This is a genomic window from Frigoribacterium endophyticum, assembly GCF_011759585.1.
Classification (GTDB): domain Bacteria; phylum Actinomycetota; class Actinomycetes; order Actinomycetales; family Microbacteriaceae; genus Frigoribacterium; species Frigoribacterium endophyticum.
This window is the reverse complement of sequence record NZ_JAAOYV010000001.1, coordinates 611929-627797: the sequence shown is the minus strand read 5'-3', so window position 1 is coordinate 627797 and position 15869 is coordinate 611929. Positions and strand designations below refer to the sequence as shown.

General features: G+C 72.4%; 16 protein-coding genes. 9 read left to right on the top strand and 7 right to left on the bottom strand.

Features of this window, described 5'->3' with window-relative positions; genetic code table 11:
• Positions 1–159: 159 nt before the first annotated feature.
• The 6 genes from FHR77_RS02955 to FHR77_RS02930 all read left to right on the top strand — a co-directional run bounded on the left by FHR77_RS02955 (position 160) and on the right by FHR77_RS02930 (position 6932).
• The gene (locus tag FHR77_RS02955) at positions 160–732 is read left to right on the top strand and encodes a hypothetical protein (protein ID WP_167258699.1); all 573 of its coding nucleotides are present in this window, start codon (positions 160–162) and stop codon (positions 730–732) included.
• Positions 729–2861: a carbohydrate binding domain-containing protein gene (locus FHR77_RS02950; RefSeq protein ID WP_167258697.1), complete on the top strand. Its 2133-nt coding sequence runs from the start codon at positions 729–731 to the stop codon at positions 2859–2861. Before FHR77_RS02955 ends, FHR77_RS02950 begins: the two co-directional genes overlap by 4 nt.
• Positions 2862–2939: 78 nt before the next feature.
• Positions 2940–3929 (top strand): GDP-mannose 4,6-dehydratase, encoded by a 990-nt coding sequence (locus tag FHR77_RS02945; RefSeq protein ID WP_167258695.1) that lies wholly within the window; start codon positions 2940–2942, stop codon positions 3927–3929.
• A 3-nt stretch (positions 3930–3932) separates the two neighbouring features.
• Positions 3933–4886 (top strand): GDP-mannose 4,6-dehydratase, encoded by a 954-nt coding sequence (locus FHR77_RS02940; protein ID WP_167258693.1) that lies wholly within the window; start codon positions 3933–3935, stop codon positions 4884–4886.
• Between the two features lie 46 nt (positions 4887–4932).
• Positions 4933–6072: a glycosyltransferase gene (locus FHR77_RS16540; RefSeq protein ID WP_167258691.1), complete on the top strand. Its 1140-nt coding sequence runs from the start codon at positions 4933–4935 to the stop codon at positions 6070–6072.
• Positions 6069–6932, top strand: a complete 864-nt coding sequence (locus FHR77_RS02930) for a glycosyltransferase (protein WP_167258689.1) — start codon at positions 6069–6071, stop codon at positions 6930–6932. The genes FHR77_RS16540 and FHR77_RS02930 overlap by 4 nt, the downstream gene beginning before the upstream one ends.
• A gap of 52 nt (positions 6933–6984) precedes the next feature.
• Here the strand turns inward: FHR77_RS02930 and FHR77_RS02925 are convergent, their stop codons facing one another.
• From FHR77_RS02925 to FHR77_RS02910, 4 genes are all read right to left on the bottom strand, one after another.
• Complete coding sequence (locus FHR77_RS02925) at positions 6985–7215, bottom strand: hypothetical protein (protein WP_167258687.1); 231 nt, start codon at positions 7213–7215, stop codon at positions 6985–6987.
• Between the two features lie 37 nt (positions 7216–7252).
• The gene (locus FHR77_RS02920; RefSeq protein WP_167258685.1) at positions 7253–8149 is read right to left on the bottom strand and encodes a M15 family metallopeptidase; all 897 of its coding nucleotides are present in this window, start codon (positions 8147–8149) and stop codon (positions 7253–7255) included.
• 70 nt (positions 8150–8219) lie between these two features.
• Entirely contained in the window at positions 8220–9080 is an 861-nt protein-coding gene (rfbA, locus tag FHR77_RS02915; RefSeq protein ID WP_167258683.1) for a glucose-1-phosphate thymidylyltransferase RfbA, read from the bottom strand.
• A 6-nt stretch (positions 9081–9086) separates the two neighbouring features.
• Positions 9087–9695 (bottom strand): dTDP-4-dehydrorhamnose 3,5-epimerase family protein, encoded by a 609-nt coding sequence (locus FHR77_RS02910; protein WP_167258681.1) that lies wholly within the window; start codon positions 9693–9695, stop codon positions 9087–9089.
• Positions 9696–9734: 39 nt separating this feature from the next.
• Here FHR77_RS02910 and rfbB point away from each other — a divergent pair, with 39 nt between their 5' ends.
• The 3 genes from rfbB to FHR77_RS02895 are packed head-to-tail and all read left to right on the top strand — an operon-like array spanning position 9735 to position 12735.
• On the top strand, positions 9735–10718 hold the full coding sequence (gene rfbB, locus FHR77_RS02905; protein ID WP_167258679.1) for a dTDP-glucose 4,6-dehydratase: 984 nt from the start codon (positions 9735–9737) through the stop codon (positions 10716–10718).
• On the top strand, positions 10718–11599 hold the full coding sequence (gene rfbD, locus FHR77_RS02900) for a dTDP-4-dehydrorhamnose reductase (protein ID WP_167258677.1): 882 nt from the start codon (positions 10718–10720) through the stop codon (positions 11597–11599). The genes rfbB and rfbD overlap by 1 nt, the downstream gene beginning before the upstream one ends.
• Complete coding sequence (locus FHR77_RS02895; RefSeq protein ID WP_167258675.1) at positions 11596–12735, top strand: glycosyltransferase family 4 protein; 1140 nt, start codon at positions 11596–11598, stop codon at positions 12733–12735. The genes rfbD and FHR77_RS02895 overlap by 4 nt, the downstream gene beginning before the upstream one ends.
• A 70-nt stretch (positions 12736–12805) precedes the next feature.
• On the opposite strand, the gene FHR77_RS02890 is transcribed toward FHR77_RS02895, so the two are convergent.
• The 3 genes from FHR77_RS02890 to FHR77_RS02880 all read right to left on the bottom strand — a co-directional run bounded on the left by FHR77_RS02890 (position 12806) and on the right by FHR77_RS02880 (position 15851).
• Positions 12806–14152, bottom strand: a complete 1347-nt coding sequence (locus tag FHR77_RS02890; RefSeq protein ID WP_167258673.1) for an LCP family glycopolymer transferase — start codon at positions 14150–14152, stop codon at positions 12806–12808.
• A complete protein-coding gene (purE, locus tag FHR77_RS02885) occupies positions 14149–14616 on the bottom strand; it encodes a 5-(carboxyamino)imidazole ribonucleotide mutase (RefSeq protein WP_167259427.1) in 468 nt (155 codons plus the stop codon). Before purE ends, FHR77_RS02890 begins: the two co-directional genes overlap by 4 nt.
• 98 nt (positions 14617–14714) lie before the next feature.
• Entirely contained in the window at positions 14715–15851 is a 1137-nt protein-coding gene (locus FHR77_RS02880; protein WP_167258671.1) for a 5-(carboxyamino)imidazole ribonucleotide synthase, read from the bottom strand.
• Between the last annotated feature and the right edge of the window lie 18 nt (positions 15852–15869).

Sequence of the window (15869 nt, the reverse complement as noted above, 5' to 3'; positions counted from 1 at the left end):
GGTCCGTTCTCCGTCTCGGCACACCAGACCGACCTCGTGGTGTGCCCCGGGAGGGAGCTGGAGCGACAGACCGGCGTGGCCCTGTCGGGCTGAGTGCGCGGTTAGCCTATCGTGTTGACACGAGGGGCGGAGCAGGGTCTGCCCCGGAATGAGCGGGACATGAAGAGAGCCTCCGTCATCACGTGGAGCGCCGTCGCGGGGATCGTGGTCGTGGGCGGGATCGTCGCCTGGGCGGCCCTCGTCGTCGGCGACGACGGCCCCACGGCCGCCCCCTCGACGCCCGCCGCGAGCGGCACCCCCACGAGCGAGCCCTCCCCGGGGGCCAGCACGACGCCCCCGGCCACGGCCGAGCCCTCCGGCCCGGCGTCCGCCTCCGGGCCCGCGGCGCCCGGAGCGACGACGACGCCCGCCCCGGCACCGCCCGCCGACCCGGCCCCGGTCTCTCCGCTGGTGACCTTCGACCAGTGGACCGCCTCCACCCGGACCCTCGCCGTGGGCGCGACCGTCCCCGGGGTGGTGGAGACGGGCGGCACCTGCACGCTCTCGGTCACCGACGGCGCCGCCACCGTCGAGGGGTCCTTCGCCGCGCTCCCCTCCGCCAGCAGCACCGACTGCGGCTCCATGTCGCTGCAGAGCGACTCCTTCTCTCCCGGGCAGTGGACGGTGAGCGTCACGTACGTGTCCGCCACGTCCGCCGGCTCCGTCGACGACTACGAGGTCACCATCCCATGAGACGCCCCTCCCGATTCCTCGCCCTGACCACCGCCGTGGCCGCCGCGGCGGCCCTCCTCGTCGGCGTCGCCGTCGCGCCCGCCGCCCCGGCCTCCGCCGCGGCCGACGCCAGCCGGTTCGACGCGGGGAACATCATCTCCGACGACACGTTCTTCAACGCCGCGGCGATGACGCCGGAGAGCGTGCAGTCGTTCCTCAACAGCCAGGTGGTCACCTGCCGGGGAGCCAACGGGCAGCCGTGCCTCAAGGACTACTCGCAGGCGACGACGGGTCGACCCGCCGACGCCTACTGCGCCGCGATCGACGGGCGGGCGTCCGAGAGCGCCGCCTCGATCATCTGGCGCGTGGGCCAGGTGTGCGGCATCAACCCGCAGGTGCTGCTCGTCATGCTCCAGAAGGAGCAGGGCCTCGTCCAGTCGGTGAGCCCGACGGCGACCGCGTACAAGATCGCGATGGGCTACGGCTGCCCCGACACCGCCCCCTGCGACACGGCCTACTACGGCTTCTTCAACCAGGTCTGGAACGCGGCCCACCAGTTCCAGCGCTACACCAAGACGAGCTCGTCCTGGAGCTACCAGCCCGGCCGGAACAACAACGTCTACTACCACCCCAACGCGGCGTGCGGCACCAAGAGCGTCTACATCCAGAACCAGGCGACGGCGAACCTCTACCTCTACACGCCGTACACGCCGAACCCCGCGGCCCTCGCCAGCGGCTACGGCACGGGCGACTCGTGCAGCGCCTACGGCAACAGGAACTTCTACCTCTACTTCACCGACTGGTTCGGTGCGCCGTCCAACTGGCTGCAGTCCGCCTCCTTCGAGGGCGGGTCCGTGTCGGGCTGGGGCTGGAGCAACGGCGCCATCAACCGCGCCGCGGTCGCCTCCCCGTCGGCCAGCCACTCCGGCAACTACTTCCTGGCCATGAACACCGCGGTCACGGGCCGGGCGATCACGCAGGACGTCTCCCGCTCGACCCGCGTCGGCGAACAGGCGACCGCGAACGTCTGGCTGCGGTCGGGCACCTCGGCCCCGTACTCGGGGCAGGTCGTGCTCTGGGGCCTCGGCGGGAGCCAGGAGGTGGCCATCAAGGACTTCACCGTCGGGCCCACCTGGACGAAGGTCACGGTCAAGCTCCCCGTGCGGTCCTCCTCGCACTCCACGATCCGGCTCGACGTCTACATGGGCTCGAACACCGGCGACCTGTGGATGGACGACGCCGAGATGACCTTCGGCGCGGCCCCCCGCCCGCAGAACGAGCTGGCGAACCCCTCCTTCGAGTCGTCGTTCGCGAACTGGGTGCCCGGCAACGGCTTCGTCAACCAGCAGATCTTCCGCGACCCGGGCTCGAGCGTCGACGGCTCCTGGTTCGCCGCCTCCAACACGCCCGTCTCCGGCCGGAGCTTCGCCCAGACCGTGGGCGTCCCCGCCACCGGCGAGAACCAGCGGTACACCTTCTCGGTCTGGCTGCGATCCGACAGCGCGACCGTGCCCTTCAGCGGCACCCTCGCCCTCTGGGGCCTCGGCGGTCGCTCCCCGGTGGTGCAGCAGACGCCGTTCACCGTCGGCTCGACCTGGCAGGAGGTGCGCGTGACGACCGACACCCTCGCGACGGCCTCGACGCAGCTCAAGGCCGAGGTCTACATGGGGAGCACGAACGCCACCCTCTGGCTCGACGACGCGCGGCTGAGCGACAACCTGCTGACCTCGGGCTCGTTCGAGGGCGGCCGGTCGACGGGCTGGAACCGGGGCACGCCGTCCATGAACCTCGCGGTCTACGGCCGGGCGCAGCTGCCGCCCCAGGACGGCGACTTCCTCGCCGCGACCAACACCTCCGTCGCGTCCTCGCTGTCGCAGACGGTGTCCGTCAAGCCCCTGGCCGGTGAGACGTACACGGCCGAGCTCTGGGTGCGCTCCGGCGGGCCGACGCCGTTCCGCGGGCGTCTCGCCCTGTGGGCGCTGGGCGGCGCGACCGAGGCGGGCAGCACCTCCTTCACGACCACGGGAGAGTGGACCCGGGTCGCGTTCGAGGTGCCGATCACCCACGACGACCACACCCAGCTGAAGTTCGAGATCTACGAGGACTCCACCGACTCGACCCTCCTGATCGACGGCGCCCAGGTCTACTGACCGACGGCGTGCCTCCGATCCCTCCCGGCCCCACGGATATGATGTCGTGTCGGCCGAATCAACCGTTAGGAACCTGAATTGACCAAGCGCGCCCTCATCACCGGAGTCACGGGACAGGACGGCATGTACCTCAGCCGCCTCCTCCTCTCAAAGGGATACGAGGTCTACGGACTCGTCCGCGGACAGAACAACCCCAAGATCCCCGTGATCAACGAGTGGGCGCCCGAGGTCAAGATCCTCACCGGTGACCTCCTCGACCAGTCCAGCCTGCTCCGCGCCCTCAACAGCTCGAAGCCCGACGAGGTCTACAACCTCGGCGCCATCTCCTTCGTGGCCTACTCGTGGGAGAACGCGCAGCTGACCAGCCAGGTCACCGGCCTCGGCGTCCTGAACATCCTCGAGGCGATCCGCCTCTACGCGGGCGACGACATCGGTAAGGTGCGCTTCTACCAGGCCTCCAGCTCGGAGATGTTCGGCCGCGTGCAGGAGGTCCCCCAGAAGGAGACCACCCTCCTCTGGCCGCGCTCGCCCTACGGCGTCGCCAAGGTCTTCGGCCACTACATGACGATCAACTACCGCGAGTCGTACGGCATGCACGCCTCGTCGGGCGTCCTGTTCAACCACGAGTCCCCGCTGCGCGGACCGGAGTTCGTCACGCGCAAGATCAGCGTCGCCGTCGCGCGCATCGCGCTCGGCCTGCAGGACCAGCTCAGCCTCGGCAACCTCGACGCCAAGCGCGACTGGGGCTTCGCGGGCGACTACGTCGAGGCCATGTGGCGCATGCTGCAGCAGGACGAGGCCGACGACTACGTCATCTCGACCGGCGAGACCTACTCGGTGCGCCAGTACCTCGACATCGCGTTCAACCACGTCGGCATCGCCGACTGGGAGAAGCACGTCTTCCAGGACCCGCAGTTCTTCCGCCCCGCGGAGGTCGACCTCCTCATCGGCGACTCGACCAAGGCCCGCGAGACCCTGGGCTGGAAGCCCGCGGTGAGCTTCGAGGAGCTCGTCACGATGATGGTCGACGCCGACATGGCCCGCGAGAAGTCCGCGCAGGGCAAGTAGGGCATGCTCCGCGTCCTCGTCACCGGCATCGCCGGCCAGACCGGCAGCTACCTCGCCGAGAACCTCGTGGCCGCGGGCCACGAGGTCCACGGCGTCGTCCGTGACGGGGGCGCGGAGGCCCCCACGACCACCGGCGCGCTGCCGGCCCAGGCGGTGCTCCACGTCGGCGACCTGACCGACCACGCCGGCACGCGCGCGCTCGTGCTCGACGTCCGGCCCGACGTCGTCGTGAACCTCGCCGCGATCAGCAGCGTGGCCGCCTCGTGGCGTGACCCGCTCGAGACCTCCCTGCTCAACGGCACGGCCGTGGCGGCCCTGATCGCCGCCGTCGCCGAGCTGTCGGCGTCGGGCCACGAAGCCGCGTTCGTCCAGGCGTCCAGCGCCGAGATCTTCGGGCAGCCCCCGGTCTCGCCGCAGGACGAGCGCACGCCCGTCGCGCCCATCAACCCGTACGGCGCCGCCAAGGCCTACGCGCACCACCTGGTCGGTGCGTACCGGGCCTCCGGCCTGCGCGCGTCGAGCGTGGTCCTGTACAACCACGAGTCCCCCCGGCGCCCCGAGCAGTTCGTCACGCGCAAGATCACCGCCGCGGCGGCCCGCATCGCCCGCGGCGAGCAGGACGAGCTCGTGCTCGGCGACCTCGACGTGCGCCGCGACTGGGGCTGGGCCCCCGACTACGCCGACGCCCTGGCGCGCGTGGCCACCTCCGACCGGGCCGACGACTACGTCGTCGCGACCGGCACGGCGCACAGCATCCGCGACTTCGTCGCGGCGGCCTTCGCCCGGGTCGGCATCGACGACACCACGGGGCTGGTCCGTAGCGACGCCGAGTTCGTGCGCCCCGCCGACGCGACGGAGCTCCGCGGCGACGCCTCGAAGATCCGGGCGGAGCTCGGCTGGAGCACGACGAAGTCCTTCACCGAGATCGTCGACGCGATGGTGGACGCCGATCGGTGAGCCGAGCAGCCGCGTCACGCCCCGCCGACGCCCTCCTCGGAGCCCCGTGAGCGTCACGGTGCTCCTCGACGCGACCTCCGTCCCGGCCGACTCCGGCGGGGTCGGCCGGTACCTCCGGGAGCTCGTGCCCGTCCTCGCCCGCCACGAGGGCGTCGACCTCCACGTCGCCTGCCAGCGCCGGGACGTCGCCTGGCTGGGGGAGGGCTCCCCCGCCGCGGTGCTCCACCCCGTGCACGAGCGCACCACCTCCGTGCCGCTCCGCCTCGTGTGGGAGCAGCTCGGCCTCCCCCGCCTCGCCCGGGCCGTCGGCGCCGACGTGGTCCACTCCCCCCACTACACGATGCCCCTCCTCACCCGCCGCCGGCGCGTGGTGACCCTCCACGACGCGACGTTCTTCTCCCACCCCGAGCTGCACGGCCGGCTGAAGGGCCCGTTCTTCCGCGCCTGGATCCAACTCGCCGCCCGCCGGGCGGACCGCTGCGTGACCCCGAGCCGAGCCACGGCCGACGAGGTCGAGCGCTGGGCTGGCCCCCCGCGGGCGCCGCTCGTGGTCTCCCTGCACGGCGTCGACACCGTGCGCTACTCCCCGGGCGCCCGGGCCGACGAGGCGGCCGCCCGCCTCGCCCTCGACCTGGGCGACGAGCCCTACGTGGCCTTCGTCGGCACCATCGAGCCCCGCAAGAACGTCGGCCCGCTGCTCGACGCGGTGACCGCCCTCGCGGCCCGTCGACCGGAGCTCCGCCCCCGCCTCGTGCTCGCCGGCGGCCGCGGCTGGGACGACGAGACGGTCGCCCGGCTCGAGGCGGCTTCCCCCTCCGACCCGTGGCGCTGGCTGGGCTACGTCGACGAGGGCCTCCTGCCAGCCTTCCTCGCGTCGTCGGCCCTCGTCGCCTACCCGAGCGTGGGCGAGGGCTTCGGGCTGCCCATCCTGGAGGCCCTCGCCAGCGGCGTGCCCGTGGTCACCACGGACCGCCTCGCCGCCCCCGAGGTGGGCGGCGACGTCGCCGTCTACAGCGAGCCCGACGCCGGGTCGCTCGAGCTCGCCCTCGAGGCCCTGCTCGACGACGAGCCGCGCCGTCGCGAGCTGGGGCGCCGGGGGCGGGAGCGCGCGCTGACGTTCACGTGGCGGCGCACCGGCGACGAGCACGTCGGCGCCTACCTGGCCGCGACGGGGGGCCGCTCGTGACCGACGTCCTGTGCATCACCGTGACCTACTCCCCCGGCCCCACCCTGGAGTCCTTCGTCGACTCCCTCGTGCCGAACGGCTTCCCGCCCGCGCGCGTGGTCGTGGTCGACAACGGGTCGACCGACGGAGCTCCGGAGGCGGTGGCCGAGTCCCGCAGGTCGGTGACGCTCGTCCGGTCGCCCGGCAACGTCGGGTACGGCCGTGCCGTCAACCTCGGGGCGCAGCAGGCCGGGCCGGACGAGCAGTGGCTGCTGGTCTGCAACCCGGACACGCTGGCGACGCCGGACACCCTCACGCGCCTCCTCGAGGCCGCTCACCGCGCCCCCCGCGCCGGTGCCCTCGGCCCCCGGGTGCTCGACCCGGACGGCTCGGTGTACCCGTCCGCGCGGGCCCTGCCGTCGATCCGCACCGGGATCGGCCACGCCCTGCTGTCGGGCGTGTGGCCGTCGAACCCCTGGACGCGGCGCTACCAGCAGCGCGACGTCTCGGCCTCGGAGACCGCGGCCGAGGTCGGCTGGCTCTCCGGCGCGTTCCTGCTGCTCCGTCGCGAGGCCTTCGAGGAGATCGGCGGGTTCGACGACGACTTCTTCATGTACTTCGAGGACGTCGACCTGGGGCGCCGCCTCGCCGAGGCCGGCTGGTCGAACCTGTTCGTGCCCGACGCCGTCGTGACGCACGTCGGCGGCGAGAGCACGGCCCGGTCCGCCGACGCCATGGTCACGGCCCACCACCGGTCGGCGCACCTCTACATCGCGAAGACGCACCCCGGAGCGCTGTGGCGGCCCGTGGTGTGGGCCCTCGGGGTCGGCCTCCGCCTGCGCTCGCGCGCCACGGTGGCCCTGGCCCGCCGTCGCGGCTGACGCCGGAGCGTCAGCGCCGGAGCGTCAGCGCCGGAGCGTCAGCGCCCGAGCGTCAGCGCCCGGAGTAGTCGGCGCCCGTGGTGAGGGCGGACCGCGGGATGGAGAGCGAGCTCAGCACGTTGTAGAACGCGGCGGCGTTGAGGTTCTTGTACTGCACGCCGATGGACTGCATGGCGTAGACCATGTCCATCGTGGTCATGTGCCGCAGCGACCGCACTCCGACCATGCAGATGTAGCCGCCGCCGACCTCGGCGAGGGTGTCCGTGCAGCGGATGATGAGCATGTGGTGATCCGTTCCTGTAGCGGGGAGGGGCGTCGCGTCAGCGACGGAAGTAGTCGGCGTCCGGGGTGAGGGCGGAGCGCGGGATGCCCATGGAGTTGATGACGTCGTAGAAGCGCCCGCGGTCGAGCTCGTAGTACGGGGTGCCGATCACGCGCATGCTGTTGATCATGTCGAGGCTCGACAGGTGCCTCAGGCTGTGCAGGCCGACGAGGGCCGTGTAGCCGGCCTGCTGCTCGTCGAGGCCCTGCGTGGTGCGGATGATGACGACGTCGGGGTCGCGCTCCACGTCGAGCGGGATGTCGCCGACGTAGTTGCCGACGTAGTCGAAGTGCCAGGGCTCGGGCCGGCTGAAGGTGTTGCCGGTCGGGCTCCACCCGTAGGCGGGGGCGTTGGCGTCCATCCAGCGCTTGGCGGCGGAGCCGGACGAGGCCACCCCGGCCCCGAAGTCGCAGGAGATGCCCCAGCCGTGGTTCGACGTGCCGGGGTACGCGGCGAGGTTGCCCTTGCCCGCCTGGTAGAGGTTCCAGTACTCGACCTGCCGCGCGTAGCTCCGGTAGCCCTCGGTGATGGCGAGCGGGGTCCCGATGGCGTTCGAGAAGGCGAGGCTGAGGGCGAGGTACTGACGAGCCGCGTCGGTGCGGAGGTAGCCCGACCCCGCCACGCTGGCCACGACGGGCGTCAGGGCCCCCGGGGGGATGTTGCCGTTGGAGTGGCCGCCCCACGCCGTCGTCTGGGCCGCGGCGAGGGCCTGGGCCACGCTCTGGACGGAGGCGCCGGTCTCGCCGAGGGACGACACGGCGGAGGCGCGGTGGGCGTCGAGCGAGACGGCCGTCCCCGCCGCGACGGCGGTGGCGGCGGCGTAGGAGAGGAGCCTCCGCCGGTCGAGCCCGGAGCGGGGCCCGAGCGGAGCGGCGTCGGCAGCAGAGCGATCCATGATCGTCCCAACCTCCCACGGAGCCCCGGGGCGCCACCACCCCCCGAGAGGGCGTCGGCAGAACGGAGGACTAGCCCAGCAGGCCCAGCAGGTACTCCCCGTAGCCGCTCTTGACGAGCGGGGCGGCGAGTGCCCGGAGCTGGTCGTCGTCGATCCAGCCACGACGCCACGCGATCTCCTCGACGCAGCCGATCTTGAAGCCCTGACGCTGCTCGATGACGCGCACGTACTCGGAGGCCTGCATCATCGACTCGTGGGTGCCGGTGTCGAGCCAGGCCGTGCCCCGGTCGAGGACCTGCACCTGCAGCTTGCCGGCGGTGAGGAAGGCCTCGTTGACGGTGGTGATCTCGAGCTCGCCCCGAGCGCTGGGCTCGATCGACTTCGCCACCTCGACGACGGAGTTGTCGTAGAAGTAGAGGCCCGGCACCGCGTAGTTGCTCTTGGGGTGCTCGGGCTTCTCCTCGATGGAGCGCGCGGTGAAGGTGTCGTCGAAGTCGACGACGCCGTAGGCCCGCGGGTTGGCCACGTGGTAGGCGAAGATGACCCCGCCGTCCGGGTCGGTGTTCGCCCGGAGGTTCGAGCCGAGGCCCACCCCGTGGAAGATGTTGTCGCCGAGCACGAGCGCGACCTTCTCGTCGCCGATGAACTCCTCACCGATCACGAAGGCCTGGGCCAGGCCGTCCGGCGACGGCTGGACGGCGTAGGTCAGCTCGATGCCGAGGTCGGAGCCGTCGCCGAGCAGCCTCCGGAACTGGGGCGCGTCGTCCGGCGTCGTGATGATGAGGATCTCGCGGATGCCCGCGGAGAGCAGCGTCGACAAGGGGTAGTAGACCATCGGCTTGTCGTAGATGGGCATCAGCTGCTTCGAGATGCCCTTGGTGATGGGGTAGAGACGTGTGCCGGACCCGCCGGCCAAGATGATTCCGCGCATGCCTGCCTAGTTCGCAGCTCGGAGCTGCTGGTAGAGGTCCTGGCACTCCTGCCACGTCGGCAGGAGCCCCTGGGACTCGGCCTCGGCCAGGGTCGGGGCCGAGGTGTCCTTCGGCGAGAGGAGGATCTCGCCGATGTCGGTGGGGAACGTGAGCCCGATGTCGGGGTCGAGGACGCTGAGGCCCTTCTCGCGCTCGGGGTTGAAGGTCTCGGTGACGAGGTAGTTGACCGTCGCGCCCTCGGTGAGGGCGACGATGGCGTGCCCGAGCCCCTCGGAGAGGTAGACGGCACGACGGTCGACGTCGTCGATGAGCACCGAGTCCCACTGGCCGAAGGTCGGCGACCCGACCCGGATGTCGATGACGAAGTCGATGAACGCGCCCTTGGGGGCCGAGACGTACTTCGCCTGGCTCGGCGGCACGAGCGCGTAGTGCACGCCGCGGGCGACGCCGCGCGCCGACACCGAGGTGTTGACCTGCTTGAGCGCGAGGGGGTGCCCCACGGTCTCCTGCACGCGGTCGAAGCGGTACTGCTCGAAGAACACGCCACGGTCGTCGCCGTGCTGTGTCGGGACGAACTCCCAGGCGCCGGGCACGGTCAACTCACGGATCTGCACGTCGGGAGTCTAGCAACGGACGCCTTGTAGGCTGGGACCGTGAAAATCCTAGTCACCGGCGGCGCCGGCTTCATCGGATCGAATTTCGTGCGTCGCACCCTGGAGGACGCGTACCCGGGCCTCGAGGGCGCCGAGGTCGTCGTGCTCGACGCCCTCACCTACTCGGGCAACCTCGAGAACCTCGCCAGCGTGGCCGACTCCCCCCGCTACCGGTTCGTGCAGGGCGACATCCGCGACGGCGCGCTCCTCGACACGCTCTTCCCCGAGGTCGACGCCGTCGTCCACTTCGCGGCCGAGTCGCACGTCGACCGGTCCGTCCGCGACGCCTCGATCTTCGTCGAGACCAACGTCCTCGGCACGCAGCAGCTGCTCGACGCGGCGCTCCGCAACGATCTCGCGCGCTTCGTCCACGTCTCGACCGACGAGGTCTACGGCTCCATCGCCGAGGGCTCGTGGGCGGAGGACCGCCCCCTCGAGCCCAACTCGCCGTACTCGGCGTCGAAGGCCGGCAGCGACCTGCTCGCGCGCAGCTACCACCGAACCCACGGCCTGAACGTCTCGATCACGCGCTGCAGCAACAACTACGGCCCGTACCACTTCCCCGAGAAGGTCATCCCGCTCTTCGTCACGAACCTCATCGACGACCGTCACGTGCCCCTGTACGGCGAGGGCAACAACATCCGCGACTGGCTGCACGTCGACGACCACACCCGCGGCATCGCGATGGTCCTGGTCGACGGTCGCCCGGGCGAGATCTACAACATCGGCGGCGGGACGGAGCTCACGAACAAGGAGCTCACCGAGATGCTGCTCGAGGCCACCGGCAAGGACTGGTCGTACGTCGACCGCGTCCAGGACCGCCTCGGCCACGACCTCCGCTACTCGGTCGACATCTCCAAGATCCGTGCCGAGCTCGGCTACGAGCCGCAGGTGCCGTTCGCCCAGGGCCTCGCCGACGTCGTGCAGTGGTACCGCGACAACCGCCAGTGGTGGGAGCCCCTGAAGGAGCGCGCGGCCCTCTGATGACGACGCCCCAGCACGCCAAGTACCTCGTCACCGGCGCCCGCGGCATGCTGGGCTCCGACCTGGTCGAGGCCCTCTTCGGCCGCGACGTCACCCTCCTCGGTCGCTCCGAGCTCGACGTCACCGACCGCGACGCCGTGTTCGCCGCCGTGGAGGGCCACGACGTCGTGGTCAACGCCGCGGCCTGGACCGCCGTCGACGCGGCGGAGACCGACGAGGAGGCGGCGCTGGCGGTGAACGGGACGGCCGTCGGCCTCCTCGGCGAGGCGACCGCCGCCTCCGGCGCGAAGCTGGTCACGGTGTCGACCGACTACGTCTTCGCCGGCGACGCCGTCGCGCCGTACGCCGAGGACGCCCCCTACGCCCCCCTCAACGCGTACGGCCGCACCAAGGCCGTCGGCGAGCGGGCCGCCCTGGCAGCCAACCCGCGCGGCACCTACGTCGTGCGCACGGCGTGGCTGTACGGCCGGCACGGAGCGAACTTCCCGCGCACGATGCTCGGCCTCGCGGCCACGCGCGACACCTTCTCGGTCGTCGCCGACCAGGTCGGGCAGCCCACCTGGACCCTCGACCTCGCGCACCGGATCGTCGCCCTCGTCGACGCCGACGCCCCCGCCGGCGTCTACCACGGCACGGCCTCGGGGCAGGCGAGCTGGTTCGAGTTCGCGCAGGAGACCCTGCGGCTCGCGGGGCTCGACCCGGAGCGCGTGCTCGCGACCGACAGCTCGAGCTTCGTGCGCCCCGCTCCCCGGCCCGCCTACAGCGTGCTCGGCCACAACGCGTGGCGCCGAGCCGGGCTCGAGCCGATGCGCGACTGGCGCGAGGCCCTGGCCGAGGCGACCGCCACCGGCGTGCTCGCCGACCCGGTGGGAGGACGATGACCACGCTGCGGGTCGTCGTCGACCAGATCCTCGCCCCCGTCCCCGGCGGCATCGGTCGCTACACGAGCGAGCTCACCCGGGCCCTCGTCGCGACCGCGCCCCGCGGGTGCGAGGTCGAGGGCGTCGTCGCGGCCCATCCGCAGGACGACTACGACAGGCTCACCGACCTCGTCCCCGGGCTCGCCCGCCTCACGAAGTCGCCGCTCGGGCGCCGCGAGCTCTCGCTCGCCTGGCAGGCCGGCGTCCTCGGCCTCCCCGGCCGGGGCATGGTCCACGCCACCAGCCTCCTGGCTCCCCTCGGTCGTCACGACCGCGACCTCTCCCCCGGAGACCAGACGGTCGTCACCCTCCACGACACCGTCCCGTGGACCCACCCCGAGACGCTGACCCCCCGCGGGGTGCGCTGGCACCGGGCCATGATCAAGCGCGCCTTCCGGTACGCCGACGCCGTCGTCGTCCCCACGCACGCCGTCGCGGCCGACCTGGCCGAGCTCTTCCCCTTCGGCGACCGGATCCGGGTCGTCGGAGGCGCGGTGAGCGACGACCTGAGGGTGCCCGCCGACGCGGACGCCCTGGCCGACGCGCTCGACCTCCCCGAGCGCTACGTGCTGAGCGTCGGGACGCTGGAGCCGCGGAAGGGCCTCCGCCCCCTGATCGAGTCGCTCGCCCACCCCGACGCGCCCGACCTGCCCCTCCTCGTCGTCGGCCCGGACGGCTGGGGCGACGTCCGCGTCGCCGACATCGCCGCCGAGGCCGGGCTCGCGCCGGACCGTGTCCGCACCCTGGGCTTCGTCTCCGACGCCCAGCTGGCCGTCCTGCTGCAGCGGGCCTCGGTCTTCGTGTTCCCGAGCCTCGCGGAGGGCTTCGGCCTCCCCGTCGTCGAAGCGCTCAGCCTCGGCACGCCCACGATCGTCTCCGACGCCCCGGCCCTCGTCGAGGTGGCGGACGAAGCGGCCGTCGTGGTGCCCCGCGCCGACGCCGAGGGCTACCCGGCCCGGCTCGCGCAGGCGATCTTCCAGGTCGTCACCGACCTCGAGCTCTCCTCCCGGCTCGGCATCGCCGGGCTCGACCGCGCTCGCGCCTTCAGCTGGCGGGACTCGGCCGACAAGGTCTGGCAGCTGCACGCCGACCTGTAGCGCCGATGCACCGGCCTCCGCCCGCCCGCCGTCCGAGCGGGGGCGGAGCCGGTGGTCGTGACGTGCCTCGTCAGCCGGCCGGCGTCGAGGTCGTCGCGGCCGCGACGGCGGCGTGGATCACGTCGAAGTCGGGGTAGACGTTCGAGTACGTCGGCGGGACGATCTCGAGGTCGGTGATCGGCTGCGACTTGGCCTCGAGCGCGAGCTCGACGAAGGCGCCGAGCGCCCCCTGGGGGATGTCGGTGTCGACGGTCTGCGCGCCCGCGGCCGCGACCGACTGGAACTTCGACAGCACCGTGGCGGGCTGGAACTGCGACAGCAGCGCCTGCTGCACCTCCCGCTGGCGGGCCATGCGGTGGTAGTCGTCGGAGCCGTGCCGGGCCCGGGCGTACCAGAGGGCGTGGTAGCCGTCCATCACCTGCTCGCCCGGCTCGATCCAGCCGTCGACGTTGATCGGCTGGCCCGCGGCGTCGACGCCGCCGTTGATCGGGAGGCGCCCCTCGGTGTTGTCGATCGTGATGCCGCCGAGTGCGTCGATCAGCTGGACGAAGCCCTGCATGTCGATGAGGACGTAGTACTGGAGGGTGAGCCCGGTGACGCCCTGCACGGCGTCGCGCATGGCCTCGATGCCCGGGTTGCTCCCCCGCTGCTCCGCGTCGGGGTAGAGCTCCGGGTGCTCCTCGCCGTAGGTGTACAGGTAGCTCACGAGGCAGTCGTCGCCGCAGGAGTAGCCGTCGGGGAACTCGCCCCAGAGCGGGGACCCCTCGGAGAACGGCGCGTTGTAGAGGTTGCGCGGAATCCCGACGATGGTCGTGGCACCGGTCTCGGCGTCGATGCTCGCGACCGAGATGCTGTCGGGGCGGAGGCCCGTGCGGTCGGCGCCCGCGTCGCCGCCGAGCAGCAGGATGTTGTACCGGCCGTCGATCGGGTCGGCCGCCGCCTGCCGGGAGGTGAAGAGCGAGTCGAGCAGGCCGTGCTGCACCCCGGTCAGGTACGCGCCGTAGGCCGCGGGGCCCACCGTGCCCGCCAGCAGGAGCACCATCACGCCCGCCAGGAACCCCCGGGCCGTGGGCACCGTCCGCACGATGCGGAGGAGGCGGAGCGTGTCGATCGTCAGCACCAGCCACAGCGCCGCGTAGTAGATCAGGAACACCTGGACGACGGTGAGGGCCACGACGTTGGTCGCGACCTCGAAGAGCGGTGTGCGCCAGACCAGGGCCAGGACGACCGTGACGACGGCCGCGGCCCAGAAGACCAGGGTCGAGGCGAGCCCCCACCGGCCCAGGCGTCGGCTGCCCGCCAGGACCTGGGCCGACCCCGGCACCAGCACGTTGAGCACGACGAGCGCCCAGGCGCGCCTCGTCATGAACGACGGCGACCCGAGGTCGGGGTGGCGGACGGGGAGCGCGGCGCTCACAGCGACCGACGCAGAGCGGCGTTCTTCTGCTCGACCAGCTCGCCCAGGCCGGCCGCGTGCTCGGCCAGGCGGGCCGAGACAACGGGGTCGGCGGTGCCGAGGATGCGGGCGGCGAGCAGGCCGGCGTTGGCCGCGCCCCCGATGGAGACGGTGGCGACCGGGATGCCCGCGGGCATCTGCACGATCGAGAGGAGGGAGTCGAGCCCGTCGAGCGTGGCCAGCGCCACCGGCACGCCGACGACGGGGAGCGTGGTGAGCGAGGCGATCATGCCGGGCAGGTGTGCGGCGCCGCCCGCTCCGGCGATCACCACGCGGACGCCCCGCCCGGCCGCCCCCTTGCCGAAGGCGACCATCTTGTCGGGCGTGCGGTGGGCCGACACGACCTCGACCTCGTGCGCGATGCCGAGCTCCACGAGGACGTCGGAGGCGGCGCGCAGGGTCGGCCAGTCGCTGTCGGACCCCATGACGATCGACACGAGCGGACTCACGAGGGGGTCGTTCGGCCTCGTCGCGGGAGTCGGGGCGGGAGCGGTCGGGTCGGGCACGAAGGAGAGGATAGCCGTCAGCCCTCGAAGAAACGGACAGCGGCGCGCGCCCGGGCGGTGACCTCGTCGAGGTCGGCGCCCGTCGTCGTGACGTGCCCGACCTTGCGGCCGGGGCGGGGGTCCTTGCCGTAGTCGTGCACCTTGGCGCCCGGCTGAGCGGCCATGAGGGCGGCGAGCCGGTCGCCCATCGTGCCCTCGGACGGCCCGCCGAGCACGTTGACCATGACGCTCCAGGGGCGGTGCGCGCTCGTCTCGCCCAGGGGGAGGTCGAGCACGGCCCGCAGGTGCTGCTCGAACTGGCTCGTGACGGCGCCGTCGATCGTCCAGTGGCCGGTGTTGTGCGGCCGCATGGCCAGCTCGTTGATCAGCAGGCGGCCGTCCGCGGTCTCGAAGAGCTCCACGGCGAGCACGCCGGTCACCTCGAGCTGCTCGGCGACCGACCGGGCGATCGCCTCGGCCTCGCGGACGAGGGCCTCCGAGGCGCCGGGAGCAGGAGCGGTCACCTCGGCGCACACCCCGTCGCGCTGCATGGTCTCGACGAGGGGCCACGCCGCGATCTCGCCGCTCGGGCGGCGAGCGACCAGCTGCGAGAGCTCGCGGCGGAACTCGACGAGCTCCTCCACGAGCAGCACGGCGTCGGGGCCGTGCTCGGCCACGACGGCGAACCAGTCGTCGGCCTCGTCGGCGGCCCGGACCACCCGGACGCCCTTGCCGTCGTAGCCGCCGCGCGGGGTCTTCACGACCGCCCGCCCGCCGTGGCCCTCGAGGAACGCGCCCAGGTCGGCCGAGTCGCGCACCGCGGACCACTCCGGGACGGGGAGCCCGAGCGCGGTCAGGCGCTCCCGCATGACGATCTTGTCCTGGGCGACGGCCAGGGCGCCCGGCGAGGGGTGCACGGCCACGCCGGCCTCGACCAGCGCCCGGAGCACCTCCTGCGGGACGTGCTCGTGGTCGAACGTGACGACGTCGACGTCACGGGCGAAGTCGAGGACGGCGCGGGCGTCGTGGTGGTCGCCGACGGCCGTCGCCGCGAGCCCTGCCGAGGTGCCCTCCGCCTCGGCGAGCACCCGCAGGTCGAACCCGAGGTGCACCGCCGGGGGCACCATCATCCGTGCGAGCTGGCCGCCGCCGATCACTCCGATGCTGTGGGCCATCTCGTCTCCTCGCTCGCG